The following is a 24,669-nucleotide window of genomic DNA, read 5'->3' on the forward strand; positions in this document are numbered from 1 at the left end:
AAGTACTATGTAAGGTTGCTACAAAGGAAGTCGGAAGACTTCCATGTATTCAAACTTTCAAGTCTCCTTCGGAAGACCCCCGCTGTGTCAAGTCTTCCCACAGGGCGACTTGACACCATTGATGAATAGAAGTTTACTAACTTCTCCTCCGAGCTTGCACTCCGAGGATTTTTAATCTGCAAATGCAGTCTTTGGTCAAGTACTATGTAAGGTTGCTACAAAGGAAGTCGGAAGACTTCCATGTATTCAAACTTTCAAGTCTCCTTCGGAAGACTTAAAAGAGCGGGGTGACTTCCATGTATTCAAACTTTCAAGTCTCCTTCGGAAGACTTAAAAGAGCGGGGTGACTTCCATGTATTCAAGCTTTCAAGTCTCCTTTGGAAGGCTTGAAAGAGCGGGACTACCACTCCTACAACCAACTCAAGCAATTTTCTTTATTCAACATCGTGTGGTGTCCACCTTGAGCCTTGATTACCTCTACATTTTTATAATAATCATCCCAAGTGTGTGCATCGAGCCACGCTGCACTCTCTTCTGCCATCACAAATTTGATAGTGTAGTCCCATTTAGGTGCATCATAGGCATAGTCTACTGCTAAAGAGGTTTCTACCACTTCCCACATTTTGGTTAAAAATGCCGCATCTCCTCCTACTTTCAACTGCACAAACAAGGCAACCATTTTAGACTTCCAGCTTGCTGACGGATTGTTTTCTAAGAGGGCATCTACCTGAGCCAAAACAGTTGAATCGTTGACTCCAGCATTGCTTAACATTACCTTACAAAACCTACTCACCATCTCTTTGCTTAATGGAGATTGGCTCTTTTCTTCCTGACTCGGTAACAATCCACAGTCCATCAATACAATGTCGTTGACTTCTAAAGCAGTACCTTGCAATTGGCGAAGCATTTCGTACAATACAGTGCCACCATAACTATGGGCATACAAATTAATTTTACCCTGTGGATGAATTTGCTGAATGCATTCAATATTATGGGCCGCCATTTCTTGCACAGTTTGGGCAGCTTCTCCTTGCACAAAGCCTTTCATTTGCAAACCATATACTGGTCCATCGGTCGCTAAACTCTCGGCTAACTCTAGGTAGCTATCGCTCAATCCGGGCATTCCGGGCACTATAAAAGTAGGAATACTGGGACGCAAAGTAATCAAGTAAGGACTACTGTTGCCTCTGTTACTTTTTTGAGCTACTGTAGTTGTATCAAGCACGCCACTTTCCCTGATTTTTTGAACCACCCCACGAATAGTAGGGTTTTTCATGAGGTCGAGTACTTGAAGGTTGCTCCCCTTCCAACGCTGATTCATTAAATGTACCAACTGCACGCCTAGTAATGAATGCCCTCCTATTTCGAAAAAGTTATCATCTATTCCTATTTGAGCCACTCCTAATTTACTTTGCCATAATGCGATGAGTTCTTGGGTTACTTCGTCAAGTGTGCCCTCTGAAGTCACTTGGGTAGTAGCGCTATTTGCCAAAATATTTTTGGTTTCACTCAGCTTTTTTCGGTCTACTTTACCATTGACCGTCAACGGAAACTTATCTACCAACTCAAAGTTCGCCGGAATCATATATTCGGGCAAACGCTCCTTAAGGTAAGTATTTAATGCCTCCTCTTTTACCTGCACTTTGGAAGTAACAAATGCCTTTAGCTGTTGGTTTTGATTGATCTTTTGGGCTACAACTACTGCCTGAAGTACTAAGGGGTGGGCACTCAACACCTGTTCTATTTCGCCCAACTCAACACGAAACCCCCTAATTTTTACCTGCTGATCTGCCCTGCCCAAGCATACTAACTGCCCTTCAGCATTCCATTGGGCTTTGTCGCCCGATTTGTACAAGCGTGTACCAGGGTTAAACGGATTATCAACAAATTTCTCTTGAGTCAATGCCTCATTTTTCCAATAGCCTCGTGTCACTCCATCTCCGGCAATGTACAACTCCCCTATTTCGCCCACGGGCAATTGCTCAAGCTGTTCGTTCAACACATACAATTGCGTATTTTGATAAGGTTGTCCAATCGGAATGTTGGGCAACTTGGTGGTAGTTTCGGTCATAGGATAATACGCTACCGAAATAGTGGTCTCGGTGGGGCCATAGGTATTCATTACGGGCAAATTAGGGTTGTTTTCCCGCCATTGTTTGTAATGCTCCATTTCAGCCTGTTCTCCCCCAATCAACACGGTACGCAAGGTGGTATCCTGAAAATTCATCGAAGAAAGCGTATGCCAATAAGCTGTGGGGAAGTTTACCAATGTAACCTGGTGTTGTTGCATCGTTTGCTTTACATACATCGGGTCAATAAACTTTTCGTCCTCCATCACTACCAATGTAGCTCCAGCAATCAATGTAGGAAATACATCTTCGGCAAATACGTCAAAACTAATGCTGGCAAACTGAAGAAGTCGGTCTTCGGGAGTAAAACCAAATTGACGAATGGTAGAAAAACTATGGTTGATTACCCCCCGATGAGTCACCATTACCCCTTTGGGTTTTCCGGTAGACCCAGACGTATAGATCATGTACGCCAAACTATCTGAAGCTACTACCTGATGCGCCTGCTCAAAGGACACACTTGTATCTTTTTCTAAACGATCGGTAAAAAATAGCTGGCAATCCTGCACAGTGGTTACTTTCTTCAAGCGCGTTTCCAGGTGGCTACAAGTCACCAATAATTTCAAGCCTGCATTTTCCAGCATGTAATTCAAACGCTCATCTGGGTGGGCGGCATCCAACGGTACATAAGCCGCTCCCGCCTTTATAATTCCCATAACAGCCACTATCATATCTAGCGAACGAGGTAAACACACGCCTACCAAGGAGTCGGGGGTAGCACCTGCGGCTACCAATTGGTGAGCCAATTGACCACTTAGCGCGTCGAGCTCTTGGTAGGTGAGTTGCCCATCTGCACCAACCACGGCAAGTTGCTCCGGATTTTTCTCCACATTTGCTTTCAACAAATCATGAATACACTCGTCCTTGGGATAATCTGCGCTGGTATCTGGCAATATAGGATATTCCACATTTTTTACCCTTGTGGGCAATGCTGGAAGCTTCCCGATTAATTGCGTGGGCTGACTAATAATTTCGTCCAACAATTGACCAAAATACTGTAAGTGATGTTGAATGGTTGCTGCATAAAAAAGGCTCTTTTTGTATTTGAAGTTGAGCTGTAAATGATCTCTCCAATCGTATACTTCCAAACCATAATTATCACCTGCTTCCTGAAAAATGTCATAATTGGGCTCAATTTTTTGTATTTCATCTTCTAGAGCCAACCAACCATCAAATATATTTTGATAAGTATAAGAAATAGACAAAGGGTTGAGCCTGGCTTCTTCTACCCGGCGGCTTAGGTTGAGCCCAATGCCCTCTACTACCTTGGCAAAAGGATAAAACAAATAGTCTAAACCATCAATAAACTTGTCTCGCACTTGTTCAAGGTAGTTTTGAAACGGCTGATGAGGAACTACTTGGGTATTGGTTATGATGATATTAATATAACACCCCATGCTGTCCTCGTAGTTTTCTGAGGGACGCCCTTGTACTGGGGTAATTACCGCCAAGTTGTCTTGTTGGCTTATTTTATGAATAAACACCTTAAAAATAGCCAATAACAGGGTAGAGAAATTAACTCGACGCTCGGCTGCCAGCTGTTTCAATTGCTTAAGTTGTGTTCCTCTAATGTAGAATTTTTCACAACCCGAACCAATCACATCTTCGTGTGATTTCACCTCATCATAGGGTAGGTTGATGCCCTCTGGCATATTTTGCAATTGGTTTACCCACCACTGTCTATCTTGCAACCCCTCTTGGCTCTCCACATATTTTTGTTCCCACTTCACAAAATCAAAATAGGCAGTATCGGGGTTACTGGTGTCTACTTTACCCCCTTTTTTGATCTGGAAGTATGCCTTCCAGTATTCTTGCATGAGCCATATTCCCGACATGCCATCTATCACAATATGGTGGACAATAAATAACACATGTTGTTCTCCGGTGTGGGGGTTAGTCATCAAAAACAACCTTGCCAAAGGAGGTTTGTCCAACTCAAAAGGTTGGCGAAGCAACGACTTGCCCAAAGCCAATAAGTCTTGCTCTTCTTCCAGGGTCATTAACTCTAAGTTGAGGCAATCGCGGGTGGGGTGAATCGTGTGGGTAATGTCTCCAGCGTCGTTGAGTCTAAACGAGGTGCGTAAGATGGGATTGTTCTCTAGCAATGCTTCAAAAGCTGCCAACAAAGTAGCTGCCTCTACTTTTTCTTGGCAATGAAAGTAAATGGGCACATTGAGTCGGGTAGAGTCAGCCTCCATTTTTTGGATAAACCACATCCCTTTTTGCATTTCTGAAATAGGGTAGGTTTTTCCTTCCAGGCTTGCACTCGGTAACTCCACTTTCGTAGGCAATTGATCAGAAAGGGCTACTTGAGCAACCGCATTTTGCTTGCCACTATCTTGTTCAAATAAGCTCAAAAACTCCTGAAAAGTATTTACCCGCATTACCTGACCCATTTTCACTTGTGTACCTAGTTTTTCGTTGGCACGGCGCACCAACTGCATCACTTTGATGGAGTCGAAGCCATAGCTTAGGATAGAGTCGTTGGGGTCAATTTCGCGCACATCCAAACCGAGTACTTCTTTTACTAAATCTGTAAACAGGACAGGGGTTTGCTCAATGGGTTGAGTAGCTGCTGCTTGGTCAGACTGCACCTTGGGCTGATACAATTCCAAAAACTCTTGAAAGGTGTTCACCCGCATTACTTGTCCCATCTTTATTTTGGTGCCTAGTTTTTCGTTGGCACGACGCACCAATTGCATCACTTTAATAGAATCGAATCCATAATTCATGATGGGTTGGTGCAGGTCGAGCTTGTTCATATCCAAGTCCAACACTTCTTTTACCAAATCTATCATTGAGGCGGGTGTTCTCTGAATAGGTGTAGAAGGCTGACTTGCCAATACATTGTTGACTGCCAAGTTTTTAGTGCTCTTTTTGGCATTTTTTGGCAAAGCATCGGGGCGATACTCTTCTAATATAATTTGGGCGTTTACTCCTCCTATAGCATAACTACACAAGGCTACCCGTCTTGGGTTTGTCTGATGCTTCCAAGGCTTGTGTTCACGCTGTAAAACCAAGCGGGAATCTTCAGTAATTTCAGGGTTGACAGCTTCCAGCCCAGGAATACCAGGAATGGTTTGGTGGCGCATGGCTTGCACCGCTTTAATCAAAGAAGCAAGCCCAGCGGCATATTCGGGATGCCCAGTAGTAGGTTTAATACTACTGATTTGCCAGGTTTTATCGTTTTTTTCACTTGCTGCCACATAAGCATCTTCTATGGCACCTATTTCGGCTACATCAGCCATAGAGTTGCCAATGCCATGGGCTTCTATATAATCTATATCATCGGCAGATAACCCCGCTTTTTTCAAACTTTCCCAAATTGCTTTTTTAATTCCACGGGCATTGGGCGCATTAAAATTAAAACCTCGCCCTCCGTGATATACCGCACTCCCTCTTATTACGGCATGTACTTCATTTTTATCTCTGAGGGCTTGTTTCAAAGGTTTAATCAATAAAAGACCCGCTCCTTCACTTCGAGCAAATCCAGTCGCCTGGTCGCCAAAGCTACGAACGCAATTGTCTTTGCTCAGAAAAAACTTACAAAACTCATGATTTGCTAATCGTTTAAATTCTTTTTCGGCGATGGTGTTAAACCCTCCCACCAAAGCTTGCTCACACTCTCCTCGCTCAATGGCTACCAGGGCTTGGTGCAATGCCACATATACACTTGAACAAAAAGCATTGGTTACATGGCTGGGACCAAGCAAATTTAGATGAAACGCCACCTTATTGGGCAAGGGAACATCACTAGGCAAATACTCTTGATCTTCGTCTCTGTAGTCCGACACCCCCATATATACTCCTGTAGTGCGTCCGGTCAAGTCCTTAAGCGTCAACCCTGCGTCTTTCAACACATTGGTAATGGTTTGATAAGCTATTTTTTCCTGACGATTGAGCTGGGCATATTCTCTCTTACTAAATTTCAAAAATTCAAGCACATCCTCACTTTTAGGAGGCTTGATACGTCCATAACCATAACCGTTGGCACCTGGTACCTCCTCAAATACTATTTGCTTACCACTGGCTACGTTGTCCCAAAGTGCCTCTATATTCTCTGCACCAGGGTAGGTGCCAGTCAAGGCTACAATTGCCAGCAAATCGGCTTGATCGGGGCTTTCATCGCTTGCGGTTGCCACTGTTTCTTGTTGAATATCTAACACTTCGGTTGCCAAAAACTCTACCAACAGATCGGTAGTAGGGTAGTCAAGCAACACAGTGGTTTTGAGTTTACAATCCAGCTGTTTTTCCAAAAACAACTTAAACTCGGTAGCTTGCATTGAATCGGTGCCTAAGTCGGCAAAGGATTGACTTGGAACAACCTCTTCTATGTCGTCTAATTCTAAAAAATCAACCAGCGACGCTCTGATAAATTCAGTCAGTAATGGACGAATGTCTGCCTCGGTAGCTTGGCGGATTTCATCTAAAATATTTGAAACTATCATAAATGATCTATGAATATGCTTTTTTTATAAAGGGTGTGTATGTAGGGCTAATATTGAACTTGTGGTATGGATGCCGTTTTTCCATTGACTGTTTTTCCCAGAAAAGAAAAACCAAACAATGGTTATTACTGACAAATAAAAAGGCTTCCTGACAGTGTCTGATCTGTCAGGAAATCTTTTTACTACCATAAATTGTGGAATTTGTTTGCTTATGGGTGCAAAATCGCCAGCATTACCTCTCCTTGCGATTTACCTTCATTATCATCATAAAAATTACAATAAGTATTCAGGAAAATACACTTGGATTTGTAGGTGGTAGATTTGACCCCATAAGTTCCGTAAAACTTCTTGGGGTTGATGGGCTTTTTATAATTAGAAGCAATCTTCACAATTAAGATGTTAGACAATTGCTTCTCAAAAAAAGTGTCCTCATCATAGGCGGTCAAGTCAGGGATTAGTCCATTTTTGATGCAATGCCCCAAAAAAACATACCCCAATTGATTGTAACAAATATTGTATTCCACAGCATTAAAATGCCCAGTATCGTCAATGTAACAAGACTCAGGAATGTTGAAAACCCCTTCCATTGTTAATCCTGACAGTCCTTGACCTGGTTGCTGCACAAACTCAGCCGACTGTAAATAAGCAGCATTCGTTCGGTATGGCTTCATTACTTTTTGAACAAAGCCATCTTCAATGCGTGTACGTAGATTATTTTGCCTGATGTTCGTAATTTCTAAATTTTGCATTGGGATCATTATTTTTCAAGTCCAACATAAAAAGGGTGATTGTCATAGATACCAATTCGGTAACTTTTGCTTTTTTCGCCCGCCGGAATGCTGGAAGACATGTGTAACAAATAACGATTGTCCCAAATAATCAAATCGCCCGCATCCCAGGAGTGGGTATGGATGTGTTTTTCTTGCTCAATAAAATCAAACAAAGCTTTCATCGCCTGTTCGTTTTCTTCATAAGTAAGCCCTTTAATCTTCATTGTGAAGCCACTGCTCATATACAATATTTTGTCTCCATTAACCGGGTGCTCAATAACAGCAGGGTGCTCTACTGGTGGCACAATCTCATTCATGTAATCAATCAACTGCTGGATAGACTTGTCAATATCACAAGGCTGCACTTTGTAACGGTTGTTGCCGCCATGAATCATTGTTGCCCCTTCGACCAATGCCTTAAGATCGGCTGGCAGGTTTTCATACACTTTGTGCATGTCTATGTAGTAAGTAGCGCGCACGGTATTTGGAATTACCACAGGCGTGATAGAAGTAAACGACAATGGTTTTTGCTCAAACTGACAGTCGGTGTGCCAATACTTGCCAGTACCTGCTACTCCTACTTTTTCTCCTTCTTTGTTGATATTAGAAGACACAAAAACTTCGGGAAATTCGGGGTGATGGTAGTTTTCCTGAAAATAGACTTGAGGCGTGCCTAGTTTACGGGTAAACTCTACGTAATCGGCAGGTTGCTCACCCATATTTTGCCCCTTAATTACGATTAACTTGTTACGATAAATCGCCTGGCGAATTTCTTCAAGTTCAGGCGCATCATAAGCCAACTGGGTAACATCTATGCCCGTAATAGTACCACCGATTTGTCCCTCGGCAGCATCTTCAATTTTAAAAGAAGAGGTAGTTAACATTGTTAGAATAGTTAATTATATTGTGATACAAAAATTGTCAAATAAGCTGTTTTATGTTTAGACTCGTAGGCTTGCTTAGTTTACTTGCCTGCCCATGGTGTTCCAGTAAGGCTCACGCAAAACTCTCTTTAATACCTTTCCGCTGGGGTTTCTCGGTAGTTTATCTACAAACTCTACCGACCGGGGAACTTTAAAGTCAGCCATTCTCTCTTTAGCAAAAGAGAGGACTTCTCTCTTCTTAAGCGAGTAACCTGGTTTTTGTACTATAAAAGCTTTAGGTATTTCTCCCCATTGTTCGCTGGGTATGCCAATCACTGCTACTTCTTCTATGGCCTCGTGTTCGCTCAGTGCGGCTTCTATCTCGGCCGGAAACAAGTTTTCTCCAGCATAAATGATCATATCTTTGACCCGATCGCATACAAAAATGTACCCTTTTTCGTCCTGATAACCTGCATCACCAGTGCTTATCCAGCCATCTACTAAAGTTTTTTTAGTGGCTTCGTCACGGTTCCAGTAGCCAATCATTCTTGACGGGGATTTAAGGTGAATTTCACCAATCTGATTAGCGGGTAAAGACTCGCCTTGAGCGTTCGTTATTTTCACTTCTACTCCTGGCAAAGGTTTTCCAGCCGCTTTTAGACGGGCTTCATTAGACAAATCGTGGTCTTCGGGGCGTAAGCACACCGCCATATTACCGGTTTCGGTCATGCCATAAATCTGGAAAAAACCACATTGCAAGGCATCCATTGCCTGACGCAACAAAGCAGGCGCAATCGGAGAACCGCCGTACAAAAATCCTTGTACTGAAGAAAAATTGGTAGTTTCAAAAGTAGGCTCTGCCATACAAAACTGAATCATGGCGGGTACCATGGCTACTTTCGTAATTTGGTATTGCTCAATGAGTTCAAGTGCTCGCCAGGGCACAAAAGTGCTCAACACTGTGCCTCTGCCACCCACAATCATCCCTTGAATAGTCCACCAGAGTCCTCCAATATGAAACATAGGCAAAGATAGCAACAAAGTATCTTGAGCGTTCAGATTCATCCAGGCATCTCCTTGAGCCCGCATCCCTTTCATGAGTCTAAAAAAGCTATAGTGCGCTAGTTGCACACCTTTGGGCAAGCCAGTGGTTCCACTGGTATAAATCTGTACCGCTACATCCTCAGGGAGGTAGTCCAACCCTGGTGAATGATTAGAATGTTGGTTTTTCCATGAGGTATAATCTCTGTATTCCATAGAAGCATCAGGCTGTTCTATAGAAATGATCGTTTTTACATTTTGTAAATCAGGTTTGATTTGCTCAATCAGGGGTAAAAACTCCTTACCCACAAACAGCACCTCAGTTTGACTATCGTTTAGAATAAACAATGCTTCTTGGGCTACCAATCGCCAGTTGATGGTTACTAAAACCGTTTTTGATTTGGCACAACCAAATAGAATTTCATAACTAGCCAGGCTATCTTTGGCCAAAATAGCTACTCTGGTTTGAGGCAGTAAACCCAATTGTAACAAGCCTTGAGCCACACGGTTTGCATTTTGTTCCAGCTGGGCATACGTATACAACTCATCCTCATAAATAAGAGCAACCTCATTAGGTATTTGGGCAGCCTGTTTTGCACTCAGGTCAGATAGTGTCTGAAAATCAGGGTTCATAAATAATTTAGATAATAAACAAGTTTGTAGATATGTTTATTGCATTTTAGACAGTACCTACAAAGATCATTTGCATTTGTTTTACTTTAATTTTGACTGTGCAAGCTAAGACTAAACCCCTAGGATTGTCATCTAACCGATAAGAATTCTCCAGAAATTCATTGAAAAATAAAACAAAAGCTTTGATTATTTCAAATTCAAAAGCTGCTCTGACAAGATTTTAGAGATATTTTTTTCTGTACTTTTTTGTAAAAAAACTTAACCCAGGCAGACAGTGGGTAGGTCACTCAACTTTACTTGTGCCATGGCTACTTCTTATCTTTTAAGGCAAGTTCTTTTTTTGTACTTTAAGGTTCACCCAAAGAAAAACTATTTCATGAAAAAGCTCTTATTGATTTGTATGCTGATAGGCTGGGGAATTGCTACGCAGGCGCAAACTAAAAAAACGGTGTTGTGGAACAAAGCAGGTAAAAAAGTGGCTTATGTTACCCTGAGCAATGCATTGTATTTGTATAAAAACCAACAACAAGTGGCCTACCTTATTGTGAACAATAATACTGATGCAATGGATGTATACGACATGGATGGCAATCATTTAGGTTTTTTCAGAGAGGGCATTTTATACAATCGTCAAAAATACATTGCTGCCTTTGTGCCTGAAGCTTTAGAGAAACTAGAGCTTGCCGTGAGATCAGATAAAGCAATAAAAAGCGTGTTGATGGATTTACAAATTTATGGATGGGTATCTATCGAAAGTTTTCTGAGAGGAGTAGAGGACTAAAGCAGTAAACCCTTGATATTGGGCTATATCAAGGGCTTTTATTTTTTCTATCAACTTACTTTTATTTGCTTAAAGCAGCATTGGTAAGTTTATCGAGGGCATTTTGCATTTTACCCAATACACCGCTACAATCTTTCAGGTCAAACTTCTCTTTGAGTTCTATTGGATCAGTATACCCCATCATTGCCTTGCCTGCTTTGTTTTCCCATACCAACAATTTCATTGGCAGAGCAAGACCTACACGTTGATCGCATTGCATAAGCTGGGTGCCTACTTTGGGGTTACCAAATACAATTACGGTAGTAGGTCGCAAGTCCATTCCTGCGTTTTTGGCTCCTTCGGCGTGGTTGATTACGTTGAAAACTTTTAACCCCTTCTTTTTCAAAATTTTCACCATTCGTGCCGTAGTTTCTTGCACGCTGTAAGGGCTTTCTTTGTTGATCAAACCAGTAGCAGGGGTGTTGGGGTGTTTTATCTCAAAGCCTGCCGCCACTAAAAACAGCGACAACAGCAAGAGTATTTTATTGATATGCTTCATTGGGTCTTATTTATATTTAAATACAGCTTTGGGTATATTCAATAGTCCATAGTATTTAGTCAATAGTCCATAGCTGATTCGAGTAAATGTTCACCTTGTTAAATGCTGTAAACCAGTATTTTATATTAAGATTGTGTACTCACTTTATTTTTAAAAGTGTTTCGGTTTTATGCCTAAACACCCAATTAAATAGTTTTTAAATTCATAAATGCCTAATAACCAGCAAACAACTTTGACTAAAATCACTGCGGAGTATTGTATATTTTAACCGTAGGGTATCATAAGAATAACACCATTTTGGGCAAAATAGTTTATTATTACCTGCTTTTATTCACCAACTATAGCCAACAAACTATTGGCAGGGTTGATGGCAAGCCGGGTAATTTTTTTGATGCCAGTGCCCTTCAAGTTAGCAAAGAGCTTCCAACCCTTGTCTTTTTTCCAAATATATAGCTTTGTTCCCTGCCCCATAATGACCCCTTCTTTTTTGGTCCATACATAGTCTTCACTGCCCTTGAGTGTGGGGACTATAGAGGTTATTTTTTTAGTCTTTGTGTCGAGCTGTTTAATTTTCCATTGTTTGTTTTTGGGTTTGTGCACAAAACTAATGGCATGCTTGCGCTGAGGCACATAACCAAAGCAGCGTCCAATGTCTGTAGCAAGCGTTTCGCCTTGGTCTGCCTGCAACGACGCCAACTGCAAATGATGAGGTTGATCTTTGGCTCCTAATACAAAAAGTACCAGCTCACCGCTGTTTACCCACAGATGGTAACCTACTGGTTTGACAGACTTGAGCATTAACTGAGGCGTGTTTTTTTTGTCACTTTTTAGGGGGTACTTCCAAAGGCGTTGGGTACCGTCAGGCTCTACCATAATACAAGAAAAGTGTTTGCCATCGGGAGTAATCGTAGGCGAGTATTCGCTGGTGGGGGTGTCAATGAGTTGAATGGTTTTGCCTGATTTTACTTTGTAAGCAAATATATCGGTCTGTTTACCGCCTTGGTTGGCAGTATAATAAAGCGTTTTGCCATTGGGCGAAAACATAGGTTGATTGTTGTACCCGGTAAACTTTGATATTTTTTGGGGCACCCCCAATTTTGTCGAGGTGGCCTTTATTTTTATTTTGGCCAAATATATTTGGGTAGCGGGCTGGGCGCCCAATAAGGCACTATAGCCCACTAGCATAAGTGACAATAGTATTTTATTCATTGTGAATTAGACATTATTACGAAAAATTACAGGCATTGATATTCAGTGCATTAGACAAAGACCGTTTACAAGGATTGCAACCTGTCATAAGAATGAATGCAGCGACTATTTTTTGAGAAATCGTCAGTAAATGAGTCGTTATCAATCCATTGAGTCTTTAAAAATTTTTCGTAATAACCTTTATTGATTATAGGTAAAAACGATTTGGTGGTAAAACTCACCCCTGAATATCCCTGTAAAAAGCCTGCTCGGTTACCTTAGACCACTCGATAATGTCTTGGCGAAACTTGTCATAAGAGGCAAATATTTTTTTGGTACGGGCATCTTTGTTGGCAAGTTCGTTTACTACTTCTTTTGAATATTTTTTGAGCGTTTGCATAATTTCGTCTGGATACTTGCGAAGCTGCACCCCTTTTTCTTTCACTAGTTTTTGCAAGTAAGTATTATTTTTCGCTTCAAACTCACCCAACGTCCACATAGCCAAGCGGCTTGAGGCACTACGCAAAATCTCTCGCAAATCGAGCGGTAGTTCGTTAAAAGCCTTCTGATTGGCAAACAGTTCTAACATAGGCCCTGGCTCGTGCCAACCTGGATAATAATAGTATTTTGCTACGTTATAAAACCCCATGTTATAGTCGTGGTAAGGGCCTATCCACTCAGTCGCATCAATCACCCCTCGCTCTAGGTTAGTATATAACTCGGTGGCAGGCACCAATACTGCAGTAGCCCCAGTTTTGGCCAATACTTTGCCCCCCAGTCCCGGCATGCGCATTTTTAAGCCTTTGAGGTCTTCTAACCCTTTCAATTCTTTACGAAACCAGCCTCCCATTTGTACCCCAGTGTTTCCTCCCGCAAAGGGCACCAAACCATATTCGGCATATAAATCTTCCCATAGCTTAAGCCCTCCCCCATTCATTACCCATGCGTTGGTTTGTTGGGCATTCATACCAAAGGGCAACGCAGCAAAAAACTGGGCAGCGGGTATTTTACCCGACCAATAATAAGACACCCCACTGGCAATTTGTGCCCCACCTGAACGCACTGCATCAAAGCACTCCAGGGGTGGTATAAGCTCGCCTGCCCCATACACTTTTATATCGAGCCTTCCGGCAGAAGCATCTTTTATCCATTTTGCCATCATCTCCAGTCCTTCGCCCAACACTGGAAACTTAGGTGGCCAGGTGGTCACCATTCTCCATTGGTATTTTTTGGCAGATGTGGGCTGAATATTAACTGTTTTGGCTTTTTCGGTCACAGTATTGCAACCATTGAGCAAAATAGCGCCCGAAGCGGCTGCTAAAGTCACCACGGAGCTTTTTTTCAAAAAATCGCGCCTATTCTGTAGCGGTTGCTTTTTGTTTGGGGAGTTTTCTTTATTCATCGACGGTTTATCCAAAAACTTTGAGGTCTTGATGTATCAACGCAAGATATATGTAATCTAACACGTTTACAAATCGGGCCAGCCCACGTTAGAGCAATTATATAGCTTGCCCAACCATTGATTTTATGGACAAACATGCGTCTCTGGTTGGCTTTAGGCTGTCTTTTGATTAAATTATGTATCCTGTCGCAAATATTTGGCAATACTATGGCAATGAATATATTTTGGACGCTGAGTCTTTTTATTTCTTTATTTTCTCTGGCTATGCCCACTCAGGCACAGGAAGAGAGAGCGTATGCAGACGTGATACTGGATGCTTACTATAGCCATGCCAACCCTAAGTATAATCAATTTTATGGGGGAGACGGTGATCGTTATCCTCTGTTTATGGACCCCAGGGGAGTGCTGGGGAATAATACCAAGTTTGTGAGTTTGCCCAAAGGGAGTTATATCATTGTAGGTTTTACAGATAATACCATTATTGATGCCCCCAACCAAGACGATTTGTTTATTGAGGAAGTAGGACGTGCTGGAGACCAGGCAGCGGTTTGGGTAAGCAGTGATGGCAAAAAATTCACTTATTTGGGCAGGGCAAAAGACGATAAGGTGACCTCATTTGACCTTGCTGATATTGGATTTAAAAAACCTGTAATAGCGGTCAAAATTATGGGGTTAGACACCAGAGGGGCGTCACCAGGGTTCGACTTGGTAAGCGTAAGGGCAATGCAAGGTGCCGTAGGTGGCAAGCCTTCGCCTCGTTTGATCCCCAAATATGTGCCCCCGCCTCCTACTCCACAGCCTCCAGTAAAGGTAGTAGAAATAACTACCCGAAAAAACAAGATAGTCACCCACACCACTACCACCAAAAAAGTAGACCGTAAGCAAGAGTTGAGAAACATTCTCAAAAACTCAGGGTTGCGTTCTAAGCTAAAAACATTGAAAAAACGCAAGAAAAACACGACCGTGATTATTAACAACCAGGTGATTTCTATCCCTAAAAAAGTGGGTAAAAACTATAAAAAGAAGTCTAAGAAAAAGAAAGCAAAGGAAGCTGGTGCTGAGTCTAATCAGTAGAAACTGGTTGGCAACACTGCTTTGTTCCTCTAAAAAAAACCTGCACTACCAGAGTGCTACCCAATGACCACAAAGCTAAAATGTATATTTTTTTAGCCTCTTTTGTGTACTTCAGGCTAAAAGCTTACCTTCGCATACTTGAATTTGGTTGAAAATACCAACAAATGCATTTTTTACAATCTTCATTCATTTTACTTTCTCTCAACATGAAAAACAAACGTTTTATACGGTACATGATAGGGTTAAAACTTTTGAAATACGCCATCATAGCTTTGGCTATTCCTATGCTAAGCAGTTGCAGTGGCAACGGTAAAAACAACAACAATACTACAACTACTAACAATGACACTGCCCAAACCAATGTTGATACTACCAAGAGTAATGACAACCAAAACAACAATGAGTCAAAAAACTTGTTGAATACCACCGAAACCCGCGAAGACCGACAATATAACGATCTTGCCCGTTTGCTGGCTGGATTGCCTGCCGAAGAGGGAAGTAAATATGCCAAATACCACCAAACCAAGGCGTGGCAACAGTATGCCAATACTGCCAATAATACCTGGAGCGGTATTTTAACCCAAAAGGTACCCACCATGTCTAAATGGAGCAAAGAGGCACTAAAAACCCAAAACGACGCCAAGGGCACCCTGTTTTACCCTTTTAGTGGCCCTGATTTTTTGCACGCCAACACGCTTTTTCCGGGAGCCGAAAAAATAGTGATGATAGGACTTGAGCCTATTGGCAACTACCCCGACATGGACAAAGTTGCGAATAAATCATTGAATGGTTACTTCAATGGTTTGCAACGTAGCTTGTACACCATTCTTAAGTTAAGCTTTTTTCGTACCATTGCTATGGCAAAAGATTTTACCGGAAAAGTGACCGCCGATATAGATGGTACCTTGCCTGTGCTTATGCTGTTTATGTCACGCACTAAACACCGGGTATTGTATTATGAAAAAGTAGCAGTAAATGAAGAGGGCGAATTGATTGCTGCCAGCGAAGCTACGGGCAGAAAGGTATATTATGGTACCAAACTTACTTATCGCCACGAAGATAAGCCCAACGAGAAAAAGACCTTGTTTTATTTTGCTGCCAACTTACAAAACAGCCCTTACAGCAGCCGCAGTGGTTTGGTAAGAAAAGGATTAGAAGACCGTTCTGATTTTCGTAAGTTCTTAAAAAGCCTTGACATTACCACTACCTACATCAAGTCGGCGTCTTACCTGATGCACCGCGAGACCTTTAGCATTATTCGCAATATCATATTAAATCAATCAAAATATTTCTTACAGGATGACTCAGGCATGGCGTTGCGTTATGTAGACCGCAGCAAGTGGAACCTTACCTTCTTTGGGGCTTATGCCGGACCTATTCCTTTGTTTCGCAACCGTTATCAGGCAGCTTTGCGCAAAGCATATCGCAGTGGTAGTGGTAACAATGTAAAGCCGTTGCCGTTTGGTATAGGGTATCAATACCGTAAGGGTACCTCGAACCTGATGCTTGCCGAGAAAAAATAATCAAGTATACTGTTCTAAAAGACATTATATACTACAGCCACGGTTATATGCACATATAACCGTGGCTTTGTTCATTTATCATCATTTTATTTACTAATCAGAATGCTTAAAAACACGCTTATAGGTTACTTGTTATTGATTTGGGTAGCCCTGATTTCGGGCTGTCAGAGCGGCACCAAAAAAGACAATACAACCACTCAGGACACCAGTACTACTACTGACACCACAGGCACAAGCACACAAACAGCAACCAAGCCTGACCTGAAACCGGTAGACCGTCAATTTAATGATTTGGCGCGCCTGCTTGCCGGATTACCTGCCGAAGAAGGAAGCCAGCTTGCCAAACACCACGAAAATGAAGCGTGGAAAAAGTATCAGCAAGTAGCAGATAAAATCTGGGAAAAGATTTTGAAAGAAAAACGCCCCACAATGATGGAGTGGCAAAAAAAATACTTACAGGCTCCCAATGCCGAAGCTGGGTTGTTGTTTTACCCCTTTAGTGGGCCTGACTTTTTGCATGCCAGCACGTTTTTTCCTAAGCTTACCAAGATTGTAATGATGGGGCTTGAACCCATTGGTAACTTGCCCGATATGGAAAACATTAGTGTACACTCGCCCGAAGTTTATTACAAAGGGTTGGAACGCGCATTATACGCTGTGCTTAAGTACAGTTTTTTTATTACCAAGTCTATGGATGTAGATTTCAACGGACGAATAGACAAGCGTATTGATGGTACTTTGCCCGCAATTATGATTTTTATGGCACGCACCGGGCACCGGATATTGAACTATGAAAAAGTGAAGATAAATCAGGATGGCACCCTTGCTCCGGTAGACGCCAATCTTGAAACTGTGCACAACAAAAGCGTTTATTATGGTACTAAGCTGAGTTTTCATAAGGAAGGTGACAACACCCCCAAAACGTTGTATTTCTTTGGGGTTAATCTGTCTAACTCGCCTTACAGAGGCTTGGGTGGGCTGGCACAACGCAACGACCTCAAGCAATACATTCAAAGTCTAAAGCCACAGGCTACTTACCTGAAGTCGGCGTCTTACCTTATGTATGGAGCTGGTTTTAGTACGATCCGTAATCTGATTCTCAATCAATCTAAGTTTGTGTTACAAGACGATTCAGGCATGGCGTTTAAAAACTTTACCCAAGACAACCACTGGAACATTACCCTGTTTGGGCGCTACGCCGGACCTATCAAACTGTTTCGCCATCATTACCAACAAGACCTGAACCAAGCCTATAAAAAAGGGTATCCGGTAAAAGAACTTCCCTTTGGCATTGGTTACCAGTACCTCAAGGGAAACTCTAACCTGATGCTTGCCCAGAAGAAATAAATTGAGACACGTTTATATACAAAAAGCCTTTGGTTCGCTGCACCAAAGGCTTTTTGTACTTTATACCGTTCGCTACACTTTCATTGATTTGCTTCATGAAAGGCAATTGCGGTTAGGTTATGTAGATGAACTACTTTTTCAATTGGTTTTTGATACCCCCCTGCCAAATTTGTCACAACTGGTAGCTTTAGCTCTCGACAAGTGGTGTATACAATTTTTTCTCGTTCCGCAATTTGCTCAGTGGTAAACTCACCACTATCAACATACGGATCATCCATGTGGCAATCGACACCCGCTTGATAAAAAAGCACTTCACAATCACTAAAACGTTTACGAATCAAGTCGGGCAGATTGGCAAGCCATTGTTCATTATTGTAAATGTTCACATCTTCGTACCCTAGTGAATAATGCTCAACTAAATTTTCATGTCCTGTTTTATGTAAGGTTTGGTCGGTACCATCGCCTGAGTGAGAGTCGAGGTCTAAAATACCAATTTTCTTTGCTCCAAAACGCTTTTTCATCAGAATAGCGGCAATTGTTAAACCAGCAAAAGTGCAAAAACCCGCAGCCTGATCGTAACAGGCATGATGAAAACCAGAGGTGGGCGAAAATGTCGATTCACGGTGTTGATAAGCATGGGCAGCCGCACTAACAAAACTACCTGTAGTCCATAACAAGCTCTTGGCTATTTCTTTATTTTTGTTATCAAACCCATTTTTGATACTCCCCTTCAAAACACCTCGTACATAAGAAGGGTCATGAGCCAAACACAATTCGTCTACAGTCAAAGGGCGAACTTTCATTATCTCTATGGGGTACCCCAACTTTTTCCAGGCTTGCAAAACGAGTTTGGGTTTTCCTGCACTGGGAGAATCACTGATGATAGAGCGGACTGTTTGTTGTTTGTTGTAAAAAATTTTCATTTCAAATAATTCAAATTTATAATGCATTCATTCCCACTATCTGGTATAAGTACCTTTCAACATCACATACAGTTGAATGTAGGGAAAGTTATAAACTGGCGTCTAACCAAGGTTGTTTTTGTCATTTTCGCTCAATCAAGTGTTTGACCTGACGGTGAGAAAGGTGTAGAATCACTTGTTTGGTTAATTCTAAAAAATTTGATCAAACACAAGAACGAAGTTTTGAAAATATTGGCAAAATCAAAGTTGCATAAAAAATAGCTGAAGATATAAAACCTGCGAAAAGTTGATGGTGAATGGCTAAAACTACTACATTTGTGCAAAAAATATTACTCATTGGTTTACTATGGATATAGTCATCACGATAGTCGTTATTTTTATTATTTACCGCCTGTTTTTTTATAAAACTCCCCAAGAGCATATCATCAAAGACATCAACGACCAAGGCTTTACGTTGGTCAATATTGTAAGGAAAAAAGATAATGCACAACCTACCCTGGAGCATACCCCTGTTTACTGGAAAAACCTCCAGGATATACGTCTCAACAAATCAAAAGACACTTTAATTTTTACCGACATCAAGGGCAAAGTTTTCAAACTTGACCAAAACGCTACCTTCTGGCACGAACTTCTTCAGTCTATCCCCTCATATTTTACCAAATTTGATCACCAGTATGTGCAGGATTTTTTAGCCCAAAACGAAAATAAAACCTACTTGGACATTATCGAGGCTACCAATTATCAAGTAACTTACGAAGTGTCTAATCACGGAAAAATCAGCCAAGAATCGTTTCAATGGCAAGAAGTAGAAGCAGCCCATTTGAATGAGACCAAAACTGCCTTAAAAATTCAACTAAAAACTGGCAAAACTTTTACCCTTACCGACGATATAGATAACTGGTATTGGTTACTTAAGTATATGCCTGCCCGTTTTGAAGATGCTGTGTATATCAAAGCACTGTTTGATAGTTTTACTGCCTGTGAAGTATGTGGATGTGTGGCTATGTTGGGTAATGAGTGTCAGGCTTGTTATGAAGAGGTCTGGCAAGAGAGTAGCCTTTACCCAGAGAAAGAGGGATTTATCAAAGAAAGACAATTAGAAATTTTTGGCACTAGCAACCCTCTCGAACGGGTCAACCTGGATATACCAGAAGGCAAAGCTTTTGAGAAAAATCCTGATTGGCAATTGTTAGTGACCGAAGAAGAAATTCTTGATTTTAGCCAGGAAAATTACTGGCAAGAAGAAAGCTAAATAGAAGTGATAAAAAGCAAAAGCCTCTGTTCGAGTCATGAACAGAGGCTTTTTTGTATAAGTATAGGTTGATCGTATCTATTTTTACATTGCAGAAAAACTCTGCGCTACCCGGTAAGAAATAGGGTTGTTTTTAGAATCCTGGCTTGCCCACCATAAGAAACGACAATACAAGTTTACAGGAGATTTAGGGTTGATAAAGCCCATAATACCAATTCTTACTTTTTTACCTTTTTGCCATCCTTCTGCAAGGATCATATACTTTTTCAAACCACCTTTGCTAGTCATGTATTGTTGGCTGATGATTCTTTTACGTTGTACCGAAGTGGCACCTCTGTAAGCTCTCATGGCTACTTGCTTTGCCGAAGCTGAAGCATCGCGCCAGGGCTTTAAACGAAAAGAAACTCCTCCTCCGGCAGCGGTAAACTTACCAGAACGTCCTCCTTTGTCTTTAGCTGTCCAATTAGAAGGCATTTTCCATTTAATGCTGTACTTCTTCCAGCTCCAAGGCTTCATTGCCTGGGCCTGGGCATTGGTTTGTGCTAAAAAGCAAAAAGTAAAAACAAGGGCTAATGAAAAAAATAGGTGTTGAGTATTCAGTTTCATAAAATGTAAGTGTTTTTTAATAGGTCAATAATTAAAGTTCGTATGCCAGCAATAACGAGAGTTAAGGAAATATTGTTCTCAATTTTGATAATAATTCCAGATAAAACATCATTACTCCCAGGTAATCAGGTAGTTAAAAAACACTTACATAACCTAACTTTCACCTTCTTTTTTTATTTTTATTTCTCTGATATTGTTTCTTACGGTCATCAGTTTTGGTCTTTTTTTCAGGTTGGGGTTTGCCCAATAATTTTTTCAACATATCGGGTCGGTTCACGTTGTTTAGCTTGTCGGCAATGCGGCGGCGGTTTTCCGATTTATACCAAAAAAAGAACAAATGCTGGTTCTTTTTATCCTTTTCGCTTTTGGCGGTATAAGTAGGCTGTAGAGTATACGGGTGTACCCCTGCATAATAAATCACGGTGGCCACTGTCATAGGCGTAGGCGTAAAACCCTGCACCTGCTCAAGCTGAAAGCCCATGTCTTTGGTTTCGCATGCCAGGTTTGCCATGTCTTCCTCTTCGCAACCAGGGTGCCCCGATATAAAATAAGGAATCAGAGGTTGATCTTTGCCATACTTTTTGTTAATGCGGTCGTAACGTTTCTTAAAATCGTGGAAGTGCTTAAACGAAGGCTTACGCATAATCTTCAAAGTGTTGTCAGACGTATGCTCAGGTGCTACCTTTAACCTCCCCGATATATGGTTTTGGATCAGGTTGTCCATGTACTCCTCCATGTCGTCATCATCGCCCACCTTGTTGTGTCCCTTTACCAGCAAGTCGTAACGAATGCCACTCCCTACAAAGGCTTTTTTGACCGAAGGATGGGCGGCGGCTTCCTTATAAATCTCGGTCAATGGCTTGTGGCTGGTGTCAAGGTTATGGCATACTACCGGGTGAATGCACGAAGGAGCCACACAGCGGTCACAAATTTCCTGCACCTTGCCCTTCATTTTATACATATTGGCCGAAGGTCCTCCTAAGTCGCTTATGTAGCCCTTGAAATCTGGCATTTTGGTTACGGCGTCTACTTCTTTCATGATAGACTCTTTGGAGCGAGAAGCAATAAACTTGCCCTGGTGCGCCGAGATGGTACAAAAGCTACAGCCTCCAAAGCAACCCCGGTGCATGTTGATCGAGAACTTGATCATTTCGTAGGCTGGTATTGCGCCTCTTTTTTTGTACTTGGGGTGGGGCAAGCGGGTATAAGGCAGGTCAAATGAGTGGTCTATCACTGCCTCTTCCATAGGAGGGTAAGGTGGGTTAATGATCAAAGTACGCTTGCCTGTTTTTTGCAAAATACGCCTTGCCTGGGCTTTGTTAGACTCTTGTTCTACTACCTTAAAGTTAGCTGCGTACTTTATTTTGTCCTTCAAGCAGTCTTCATGCCCGTTTATTTCTACGTCTTTCCAATTTTTGTTGCGGGGCATTTTTTCATCTTCGCTTACCATAAAAGCAGTCTGAGGGATGGTGCGCATAGAAGAGAAAGGCACCCCTTTTTCGGCCAGCTTGAGTATTTCGCGCAACGACTGTTCGCCCATGCCATATACCAACATGTCGGCACCACTGGTTTCGAGCACACTCGGAAAAAGCTTATTTTGCCAATAGTCGTAATGAGTCACTCTGCGCAGCGAAGCTTCAATACCCCCTACCAATACGGGCACATCGGGATATAACTTTTTTAAGATTTTGGTATACACACTTGCCGCGTAGTCGGGGCGAAAGCCTGCTTCTCCACCTGGAGTGTAAGCATCGGTAGAGCGGCGGCGTTTGGCTGCGGTATAATGGTTTACCATGGAGTCCATACAGCCCGACGTAACTCCAAAAAACAAGCGGGGTTTGCCAAACTTCTTAAAATCACGCAAATCGTCACGCCAGTTGGGTTGTGGGATAATGGCCACCCTATAACCCGCATTTTCGAGAATTCGGCCAATCACAGCCGGACCAAATGCCGGATGGTCTACATAAGCATCGCCTGAAATCAACACCACATCCAACTCCTCCCACCCTCGTTTTTCTACTTCTTTCATAGTAATGGGGAGCCAGTCGGTAATGGGTCTTTCGTTTATATGAGTCTTTTTTATGTCTTTCTGTCCTTTATTCATAATGCAAAGTTAGTGAATAATTGGCTTTGTTAGCCAGTAGATGTAAGCTTCTGGCAAAACATGCCATATTAACGAGTCGAAACAAGTTATAAAGACAAAATGTTTGATTGAATGGAGCAGAATAACGAATCAATGGTTTGATAGTTGGCAAGTCAACACCAATCATCAAACCATTGAGTAAAGTGGTAAGCCTCTGGTTAAAAATCATTCTCTGCAACCAACATGAAGCATACCTTGTAATACAATGCGTTAAAAGATTACCTCACAGTTGGGAAGCCATTTTTCTATCTTTGCTTTTTCTTTCTCTAGTGATTTGGGGGCATATATTTTTTTTAACCTATTCAACTTGCCAATACTTTTGGGCAATTTAGTAAGTTTATTTCCTGACAAATAGAGCACTTCCAAGTTCTCTAACTGCCCTATGCTGTCTGGCAAATCAGTAAGCCCACATCCCATCAAATGGAGTTCTCTCAAGCTCTTGAGTTGCCCTATACTTTTAGGCAATTTAGTAAGTCTATTTCCTGTCAAATGGAGTTCTCTCAAGCTCTTGAGTTGCCCTATACTTTCGGGTAAAACAGTTAACTCATTGGTACCCCTAAAATCACCCAAAGATAAAAGCTCTAGATTTTTCAATTGACCAATTGTTGCTGGCAATGATTTAAGCTTGTTGCTATACAAAATGAGCTTTTTTAAGTTTTTCAAATCACCCAAGCTCTCAGGCAAACTGATAAGCTGATTATGGTTCAACTTGAGTTCTATTAAATTTGTCAACTTACCAATGTTTTTCGGTAACTTAGTAAGTGAGCCAGCCTCCACCTGTAGTTTCTCTAAGCTTGTGATAAGCTCAATATTTGTAGGGAGTTGGGTTGTTTGAATAGCTGACAAGTTTAAACTCCAGAGTTTTTTCAGGTTTTGAATACTTTTCGGGAAACTGGTAATTTGAGACTGGGCTAAAATCAGCTTTTGTAAACTTGTTAATTGACCAATGACTTCAGGCAACTTCGTAAATTTATTACCACTCAAGTCCAGTCTTTCCAAGCTTTTTAAATTGCCCAAACTTTTGGGTAAACTGGAAAGTGTATTATAGCTTAAATCTAGCATTTGCAAGTTTTTTAAACGCCCAATTTTTTCTGATAAAGCGGTGAGATTTTCTCTGTTCAAATAAAGAGTAGTAGTCCTATCTGGTGTTTTCAAAGCCTTTGCCAAAGATGACTGAGCCTGAGAAACTTGGTAGTTGGTTAACCCCAAAAATAACATGATACATAATCTCCTTATTACCAATTGTAACAACTCTTTGTAAGTTTTCATAATTTTTGATTTATACTAAGTAATGGTACCAAAATAAATTTACATTCTTAACCTCATCTTTTGAGGCTATACTTTGTTAAAAAATAGCCGAATAGCGATGCTATTAGCCGACCATCCCTCAAGCTCGCTCAACATCCACTGGATATTGCCGTACCGCGTCTAGCAACAAAATATTTTAGCGTTACTATAGAAATTTATTTTTGCATCGTTCCTAAGGAATGGTGAGAAATTAAATTACCATTCTTGAGGTAGAGGTTTTGTTTTGAGACGAGGCTATTTTTTGCGCCCATAGCAGCGCTACGGGCAATAAAAATAACGAAGTATCAAGGCGAAAAATCACCCCTCAGAGTGTAAATTTATTTTTGAACAATTCCTAAGGTGAAAAATACCCCAAAAGATATAAATTTTGAGTATACTATCCTAGCATAGTTAGCTCTTGCAAAAACACCTATCAAAACGTTTACATCACCGTTGGTGCATGTCATCCCCACGTGTGCTATCGTAGAAAGTTCAAGCTAAATATGAATGTCTAAAAAATAATCAAGTAGTAAGTATAAAGCGAAGGCTACTGACTATTGTCTCCTAACGCCCAACTATAATGTTGAATTTGCTTGGCTGGACACTCCGTTGGCTAACGGAGTACCATCGTTGTTGTGAGGGCATACGCTTAAACGATGATGGTACTTTTGAAAAACTCAAGCTATAATTTTACTGTGCTGAACTCAACAAGTTAGGACAC

At 41.5% G+C, this 24,669-nt stretch carries 16 protein-coding genes; 5 read left to right on the forward strand and 11 right to left on the reverse strand.

What is annotated here, in order from left to right; all coding sequences use genetic code 11:
* Positions 1-409: 409 nt before the first annotated feature.
* The 4 genes from Q0954_RS17440 to Q0954_RS17455 all read right to left on the reverse strand — a co-directional run bounded on the left by Q0954_RS17440 (position 410) and on the right by Q0954_RS17455 (position 9,884).
* Positions 410-6,577, reverse strand: coding sequence for a non-ribosomal peptide synthetase (locus tag Q0954_RS17440; protein ID WP_299458780.1), 6,168 nt, complete (start codon positions 6,575-6,577; stop codon positions 410-412).
* A 209-nt stretch (positions 6,578-6,786) separates the two neighbouring features.
* Positions 6,787-7,326 carry an FcoT family thioesterase gene (locus Q0954_RS17445; protein WP_299458781.1) on the reverse strand — a complete coding sequence of 180 codons (540 nt, stop codon included), beginning with the start codon at positions 7,324-7,326 and terminating at the stop codon, positions 6,787-6,789.
* An 8-nt stretch (positions 7,327-7,334) separates the two neighbouring features.
* Complete coding sequence (locus tag Q0954_RS17450; RefSeq protein ID WP_299458782.1) at positions 7,335-8,231, reverse strand: TauD/TfdA family dioxygenase; 897 nt, start codon at positions 8,229-8,231, stop codon at positions 7,335-7,337.
* 75 nt (positions 8,232-8,306) lie between these two features.
* Positions 8,307-9,884, reverse strand: coding sequence for a long-chain-fatty-acid--CoA ligase (locus Q0954_RS17455; protein WP_299458783.1), 1,578 nt, complete (start codon positions 9,882-9,884; stop codon positions 8,307-8,309).
* Between the two features lie 376 nt (positions 9,885-10,260).
* Between Q0954_RS17455 and Q0954_RS17460 the strand changes: the two genes are divergently transcribed.
* Complete coding sequence (locus Q0954_RS17460; RefSeq protein ID WP_299458784.1) at positions 10,261-10,665, forward strand: 4-fold beta flower protein; 405 nt, start codon at positions 10,261-10,263, stop codon at positions 10,663-10,665.
* A gap of 61 nt (positions 10,666-10,726) precedes the next feature.
* On the opposite strand, the gene Q0954_RS17465 is transcribed toward Q0954_RS17460, so the two are convergent.
* The 3 genes from Q0954_RS17465 to Q0954_RS17475 form a co-directional block, all read right to left on the reverse strand.
* A complete protein-coding gene (locus tag Q0954_RS17465; RefSeq protein WP_299458785.1) occupies positions 10,727-11,203 on the reverse strand; it encodes a DUF302 domain-containing protein in 477 nt (158 codons plus the stop codon).
* 327 nt (positions 11,204-11,530) lie between these two features.
* Complete coding sequence (locus tag Q0954_RS17470; protein ID WP_299458786.1) at positions 11,531-12,412, reverse strand: hypothetical protein; 882 nt, start codon at positions 12,410-12,412, stop codon at positions 11,531-11,533.
* A 217-nt stretch (positions 12,413-12,629) separates the two neighbouring features.
* Positions 12,630-13,793 (reverse strand): TRAP transporter substrate-binding protein, encoded by a 1,164-nt coding sequence (locus tag Q0954_RS17475; protein WP_299458787.1) that lies wholly within the window; start codon positions 13,791-13,793, stop codon positions 12,630-12,632.
* Between the two features lie 207 nt (positions 13,794-14,000).
* Here Q0954_RS17475 and Q0954_RS17480 point away from each other — a divergent pair, with 207 nt between their 5' ends.
* From Q0954_RS17480 to Q0954_RS17490, 3 genes are all read left to right on the forward strand, one after another.
* A complete protein-coding gene (locus Q0954_RS17480; RefSeq protein ID WP_299458788.1) occupies positions 14,001-14,867 on the forward strand; it encodes a hypothetical protein in 867 nt (288 codons plus the stop codon).
* 251 nt (positions 14,868-15,118) lie between these two features.
* Positions 15,119-16,390, forward strand: coding sequence for a hypothetical protein (locus Q0954_RS17485; RefSeq protein WP_299458789.1), 1,272 nt, complete (start codon positions 15,119-15,121; stop codon positions 16,388-16,390).
* 102 nt (positions 16,391-16,492) lie between these two features.
* On the forward strand, positions 16,493-17,737 hold the full coding sequence (locus tag Q0954_RS17490) for a hypothetical protein (protein WP_299458790.1): 1,245 nt from the start codon (positions 16,493-16,495) through the stop codon (positions 17,735-17,737).
* An 80-nt stretch (positions 17,738-17,817) separates the two neighbouring features.
* On the opposite strand, the gene Q0954_RS17495 is transcribed toward Q0954_RS17490, so the two are convergent.
* Positions 17,818-18,660, reverse strand: a complete 843-nt coding sequence (locus tag Q0954_RS17495; protein WP_299458791.1) for a histone deacetylase — start codon at positions 18,658-18,660, stop codon at positions 17,818-17,820.
* Between the two features lie 346 nt (positions 18,661-19,006).
* Here Q0954_RS17495 and Q0954_RS17500 point away from each other — a divergent pair, with 346 nt between their 5' ends.
* Positions 19,007-19,912 (forward strand): hypothetical protein, encoded by a 906-nt coding sequence (locus tag Q0954_RS17500; RefSeq protein ID WP_299458792.1) that lies wholly within the window; start codon positions 19,007-19,009, stop codon positions 19,910-19,912.
* Positions 19,913-19,996: 84 nt separating this feature from the next.
* Here the strand turns inward: Q0954_RS17500 and Q0954_RS17505 are convergent, their stop codons facing one another.
* From Q0954_RS17505 to Q0954_RS17515, 3 genes are all read right to left on the reverse strand, one after another.
* Positions 19,997-20,518, reverse strand: a complete 522-nt coding sequence (locus Q0954_RS17505; RefSeq protein ID WP_299458793.1) for a hypothetical protein — start codon at positions 20,516-20,518, stop codon at positions 19,997-19,999.
* A gap of 160 nt (positions 20,519-20,678) precedes the next feature.
* Positions 20,679-22,622 carry a YgiQ family radical SAM protein gene (locus tag Q0954_RS17510; protein ID WP_299458794.1) on the reverse strand — a complete coding sequence of 648 codons (1,944 nt, stop codon included), beginning with the start codon at positions 22,620-22,622 and terminating at the stop codon, positions 20,679-20,681.
* Positions 22,623-22,871: 249 nt separating this feature from the next.
* Entirely contained in the window at positions 22,872-23,930 is a 1,059-nt protein-coding gene (locus Q0954_RS17515; RefSeq protein WP_299458795.1) for a leucine-rich repeat domain-containing protein, read from the reverse strand.
* Positions 23,931-24,669: the final 739 nt, after the last annotated feature.

The sequence above is a fragment of the uncultured Microscilla sp. genome (assembly GCF_947493425.1).
In the GTDB taxonomy this organism is placed as follows: domain Bacteria; phylum Bacteroidota; class Bacteroidia; order Cytophagales; family Microscillaceae; genus Microscilla.